Source organism: Deltaproteobacteria bacterium (genome assembly GCA_019308995.1).
In the GTDB taxonomy this organism is placed as follows: domain Bacteria; phylum Desulfobacterota; class Desulfarculia; order Adiutricales; family JAFDHD01; genus JAFDHD01.
Window position 1 is genome coordinate 1 of sequence record JAFDHD010000165.1, and the last position, 5,436, is coordinate 5,436.

The following is a 5,436-nucleotide window of genomic DNA, read 5'->3' on the forward strand; positions in this document are numbered from 1 at the left end:
ACCGGCCCAGCTCGTAACCCCCGTATTTCTCCTCAATGGCATTATGCGTAAAACCCAGCTCCCAGACCTTGTCCAGAAGATCAGACGGCAGCTCGGCCTCCTCGTCACAATCCCTAGCAATCTCCCGAAGCTCATTCTGAGCAAACTTCCGCATCATGTCCTGTATCTGCTGTTGATCCTCATCCAAAGTGAATTCAGCCATCTAACTTCCTCCTTGATTTTTCTCTTCTTCCCTGTCTCACAGGGTTGAAAAATATAAAACGATATACTCCTTTTTCACCAGCCATAAATTATGGTTGATTTCAAAATTAAAGGCAAGAAAAAGATGTTTTTTATAAGGGAAATCCAGGTCATTGGCTTTAAAAATAATAAGAAGCAGGTTGACAAATCATACAGCTCATGATTAATGAAACCCTGGGAGGTGAGGAGAAAGTAATGCCAATTTATGAATTTCGTTGTCTGGCCTGTAATGAAATCTTTGAACTTCTCTTCAGGTCCGATAATGACGAGCAGGAGATGAAGTGCCCGCATTGTCAGGGCGAGGAACTGGAGCGGGTCTTGAGCAGGACCAATTACTTAATCAGCGGTTCATCCCGAGAATCTGAAGTCAATGTTTCTACTAAAGATTGCGCCAGCGGCAGTTGCGGAACCATCGAAATCCCAGGCGGTCATGACTGAAAATTCCAATGCCCTCAGAGTCGAACGCATCAAGGCTGAACTGAAAGCGTTAAAAACAGACCATGATCAATTAGAGCAGAACCTGCCGCCCCATGGTCTCAAGCCCGGTCATCTCCAGCGCATCGAGGAGCTGGAAGACCTGATCAGGGAGAAGGAAAAAGATCTCGCCATTATTGATCCGACTCTAAAGTAATCATTTCGATTACAACCAGCCGTTAAAAAGACCCCCTTCTTTTCACCGCGCCCAGTGCTTCTTGAGGAATCATAAATTCTTTTTTAGCAAACTGTCGTGTGCAGAAAGAGAGCTGCGAGAAGGTCCTTATCCGGACATAGCCCTAAAGAAGTCAACAACCTGAGTCAGATCATGGGTCAAGGGGCTGGGTGGGAGGCTGCGTATAAACTTCTTTCCATAGCGCCTGGTTAAAATCCTGGTATCGAGAACGGCCAGAAGGCCATGATCGGTCTTGGTTCGGATGAGCCGACCCAGGCCCTGTTTGAGGGTGATGATTGCCTCTGGCACCTGGTAGCTCATGAAAGGATCAAAACCTTCCTCTCTGAGCTTTTGCAAACGGGCCTTAACCAGAGGTCTTTCCGGTGGGGCAAAAGGCAGCTTATCAATAATCACGGCAGACAGGCTTTCACCGGGCACGTCAACCCCCTGCCAGAAACTCTGGGTGGCCAGAAGTACGGAATCCTTTTCCTGGCGAAAACGATCGAGTAATGCGGACCGTGGCGCCTGGCCTTGAATCAAACAGGGCCAGGCCAGCCGCTCTGGCAGTCGTTCAGCAACATAGTTCAAATTCCGATAGGATGTAAAAAGGACAAAGGCTCGGCCTTGGCTCACGTTGAGCAGCTTTTCGATCTCAGCGGTCAGGGAATTTAAAAAGCGGTTGTTTTGCGGCGGAGGCAGATGAGGCGGCACGTAAAACAGGGACTGCCGGGTGTAATCAAAGGGGGAATCGAGGACATAGCCATCAACCTCAGGCAGAATCCCGAGTCTTTCTTTATAATATTTAAAAGAGCGTTCGGTGGCCAGGGTGGCTGAAGTAAAAACCAGCGGGAGCCCCCGGGCATAGAGCTTTTCTTGAAAAAACCGCCCGACCTCAATGGGTGAAGCCCTGAGAAAGACGCCGCCCGACCTTTGCTCTGCCCAAAAGACATATCCTGAATCTCTTCCTTCCAGAATAAAGGAGAGTTCCCTGCTTATGGTTCGGGCACGAAAGGCCAGGGACTCGATCTCCTCATCCGCCTGGCTCACAGCCTCCAGCCGCGCCGCCAGGTTATCCAGGCCAACCGCTACCTGGGCCCCAAACTCACGCAGACGATCCATTACCGGGTCGCCGTCCACTTCCAGTTGAAATTCACCTTCGCGGGTGAAAAAATTTCGAGCCAGGGAGTCTGACTGATGCCCCAGGACAGTCAGTGTTTGATCCAGGCCGGTGTTCATCTTTTTGGCCCGCAGCAGGGCCAGGCTGGAGTCGCGTTTCAGTTCCAACAGCCGCCAGGAACTGACGCTCAGGCCAAAGTATTGAGTAGCTATCTCCTCGAGCTGATGCGCCTCATCAAAAATAACAGCGCCATATGAAGGAATAACCTCACCATGACCTTCATCCCGGATGCCCAGATCGGCCATGAAGAGGTGGTGATTAACCACAACCAGATCGGCCGCAGATGCAATGCGCCTGGCCTTTTGCAGAAAGCAATCCCCAAAATCAGGGCACTTACCGCCCAAACAGCGCTCCCCTGAAACGGAAAGGTCGGACCACATGAGAAAATCATCAGGCAGATCAGACAGTTCGGCCCGGTCACCTGTGGTCGTGGTCTCGGCCCACTGCTTCAAGGCCTCCAGGTACACGGCCTCGCTGGCTAAGGCAAGGGTTGGCTCCCGGATAAAAGACCTGTAGCGATAAAGGCAGAGATAATTCTCCCGGCCCTTAAGACAGGCAGCCTTGAATCCCTGGCCAAGGTAACGTTGAATGAATGGTATGTCCTTGTCAAAGATCTGTTCTTGTAGATTCTTGGTCCCAGTGGAGACAACGGTTTTTCGGCCGCTGAGGAGAGCGGGGAGGAGATAGGCCAGCGTCTTACCCGTGCCGGTTCCTGCCTCGATCAGGACGATGTCGTCGGACTTAAATGCCTGGCTTACCTTTTCAGCCATCTCAATCTGGCTCAAGCGGTATTCGTAGTCAGGCCAGGAGCGGGCTAGAAGCCCATCCGGCCCGAGTAAATCTGCAATGCGTATCTTTTTGGCTGAAGGAAGGTTGGGCACTAGTCTGATTAGAGATCTTTTTCGCTCAACCCGGTGCCGGTCGTATCGGCCTCGGTGTCTAAAGTGACCTCCACCTCAGTGATACCGGTTCCAACAGTGCCTTCCTTGAAGAAAAGCAGCATGGGGTCTAAAGTCTCGGGTCCGGCCTGAGCGCCAGTGCGGGGATTGATATGGGCCAGGGTAACGCCCTCTGGAATTTCAAAATCCCGAACCGGCTTATCCTTAAGGATTTCCTGCATGAAATACAGAAAAATGGGAGCGGCCGCCCTTCCGCCTGTCTCCCTGTCACCCAGGCGTTTCAGCTCGTCCCGGCCAACCCAGGCCCCGGTGAGGTAACCCGGGGTGAAACCGATAAACCAGGCGTCAGCCAGATCATTGGTGGTGCCGGTTTTGCCAGCCACCGGACGGTTGAGCGCCTTGACCTTTCTAGCGGTTCCGCTGGCAACCACGCCCTCAAGCATGCTCAGCATCACATAAGCTGTTTGCGGGCTGATGACGGGTTCAAATTGAGGGCTGAATTCCTCGATGATTCGGCCGTGGCGATCTTCAATCCGGTTAATGAATATCGGATCTATCCTGTTACCCAAGGTGGGGAAGACGGTGTATGCAGTGACCAGCTCCAGGAGGGAAACGCCGGATGAACCCAAAGCCAGAGAAAGGTCAGGCGTAAGGGGTGAGACAATCCCCATCTTACGAGCATACTCTATGACGGGTTTCAAGCCGACCTTTTTTAGAAGCTTGATGGTTATAACATTGCGAGATTTGGTCAGGGCTGTATAAACCAGAGTCGGACCGTGAAATTTCGTATCATAGTTGCGCGGTTTCCACCGGCGCATGTGCAGGAAATCATCATACACGATCGGCGAATCAATAATGATGGACGCCGGTGTAAAACCGTGATCCAGGGCAGCAGTGTAAATGATCGGTTTGAAGGCAGAGCCCGGCTGCCGGCGAGACTGGACAGCCCGGTTGAATTGAGATTCGGTAAAATCGCGTCCTCCAATCAGGACCTTGACTTGACCCGTGTCTATATCCAGGCAAAGGAAAGCGGCTTGCGTCTCAGTCTCCTGCTCCAGAGAAAACAACCAGACCCCGGTCTTAGGCTCCTGGCTGAGCGCCCGAACCAGGATAACGGAACCTGGTCTAAAGACCTTATGGATATCCCGGCCGCCGGTCAGGGCCCATGCAAGTTCCTTGCTTTTAACCCGCCCCTTTAGATGACCGACCTTTATCATTAAACTCTTCGCAGAGGTATTGACGCGGGTCACCACGGCCTCGATTTCACGGCCGGCGGCCATGGGGTCATCGGCCAGGATGGAGGCTTGCTTGATCAGGAAGTCATCAATCTCTTGCCCGGAGAGCTTCCTCAGGGGACCGTAATACTGGTGGCGCTTGATCAGTTCTCGCAGACCGCGCCTGATAGAGCGCCAGGCCGCTGCCTGCATTTCGATGTTAGCTGTGGTGTAAACTTTCAACCCGTCGTTATACAGCCTTTCCGGTCCGTATTTCTTCTCCAGAATGCGGCGGACATGCTCTGTAAAATAGGGGGTGACAGTCAGGTTGACATTGGGCCGTTCGTAAAAAACAAGAGGCTCGGCCTTGGCCTGCCTTGCCTCGCTCCTGGTGATATAACCGACTTCAACCATGCGGTTGAGTGAGTATATCTGGCGTTCTCGAGCCTGCTCCGGGTGAGTAAAGGGTGAATAACGGCTTGGCGCCTGGGTCAGCCCGGCTAGAAAAGCGGCCTGAGCCAGGGTAAGCTGACCCACGCGGGTGTTGAAGTACGACTGCGCCGCCGCTTCCAAACCGTAGGCCCCGTGACCAAGATAAATCTGGTTCAGGTAAAGGGAAAGAATCTCGTCCTTGGTTAGATTCTTGTCAATACGGTAAGCTAGAATGGCCTCCCGCACCTTGCGTTCGTAGGTCTTGGCCCTGGTCAGGAGGAAGGTTCGGGTGACCTGCTGGGTAATGGTGCTCCCACCCTGCACGATTCGGCCGGCTGACAGATTTTTAATAAACGCCCGGACAATGCTCGTCAAATCAATGCCAGGGTGTTCATAAAAATTGGCGTCCTCAGCCGCAATAAAGGCCTGGATGACATGCTTGGGAATTTTTTCCAGGGGGACAACAATGCGGCGCTCGTGAGAGAATTCGCCGATGACCCGACCGTCATCTGAATAAAAGTAGGTGACCGTCTTGGGCTGGTAGTCTCTTAAGGCTTCAATGGAAGGCAGATCCCGAGAATAGTATTGATAAGCGAAAAAAAGTGCGACACCGCCAGCCGCGGCAAGGATAATGATCAGGGAAAAGAGGACAAGGATAATGGTCAAGAAAACGCTGCGGCGGCGGACCGGGCGTTTCCGGTTTTTATTAGACAATGTCTTTTTTTTGTTTTGTTTTACCAAAATAAAACCCCGGGCCTCTATGAGCCCTCAAACAAGGCCACGTCACTCAGCCAGGAATAGATTTATACTAAATTTTATCCACTA

The 5,436-nt window shown here is 52.2% G+C and carries 5 protein-coding genes; 2 read left to right on the top strand and 3 right to left on the bottom strand.

What is annotated here, in order from left to right:
* Window positions 1-202, bottom strand: a 202-nt coding sequence (locus tag JRI95_16175; GenBank protein ID MBW2063080.1) for an acyl-CoA dehydrogenase family protein, incomplete at its 3' end; no start/stop codon positions are given.
* A 233-nt stretch (window positions 203-435) separates the two neighbouring features.
* On the opposite strand from JRI95_16175, the gene JRI95_16180 reads away from it, so the two are divergent.
* Complete coding sequence (locus JRI95_16180; protein ID MBW2063081.1) at window positions 436-678, top strand: zinc ribbon domain-containing protein; 243 nt, start codon at window positions 436-438, stop codon at window positions 676-678.
* Complete coding sequence (locus tag JRI95_16185) at window positions 671-871, top strand: hypothetical protein (GenBank protein MBW2063082.1); 201 nt, start codon at window positions 671-673, stop codon at window positions 869-871. Before JRI95_16180 ends, JRI95_16185 begins: the two co-directional genes overlap by 8 nt.
* 126 nt (window positions 872-997) lie before the next feature.
* Here JRI95_16185 and JRI95_16190 read toward each other — a convergent pair whose 3' ends face one another.
* Entirely contained in the window at window positions 998-2,947 is a 1,950-nt protein-coding gene (locus JRI95_16190) for an ATP-dependent DNA helicase (GenBank protein ID MBW2063083.1), read from the bottom strand.
* Between the two features lie 8 nt (window positions 2,948-2,955).
* On the bottom strand, window positions 2,956-5,277 hold the full coding sequence (locus JRI95_16195; protein MBW2063084.1) for a PBP1A family penicillin-binding protein: 2,322 nt from the start codon (window positions 5,275-5,277) through the stop codon (window positions 2,956-2,958).
* Between the last annotated feature and the right edge of the window lie 159 nt (window positions 5,278-5,436).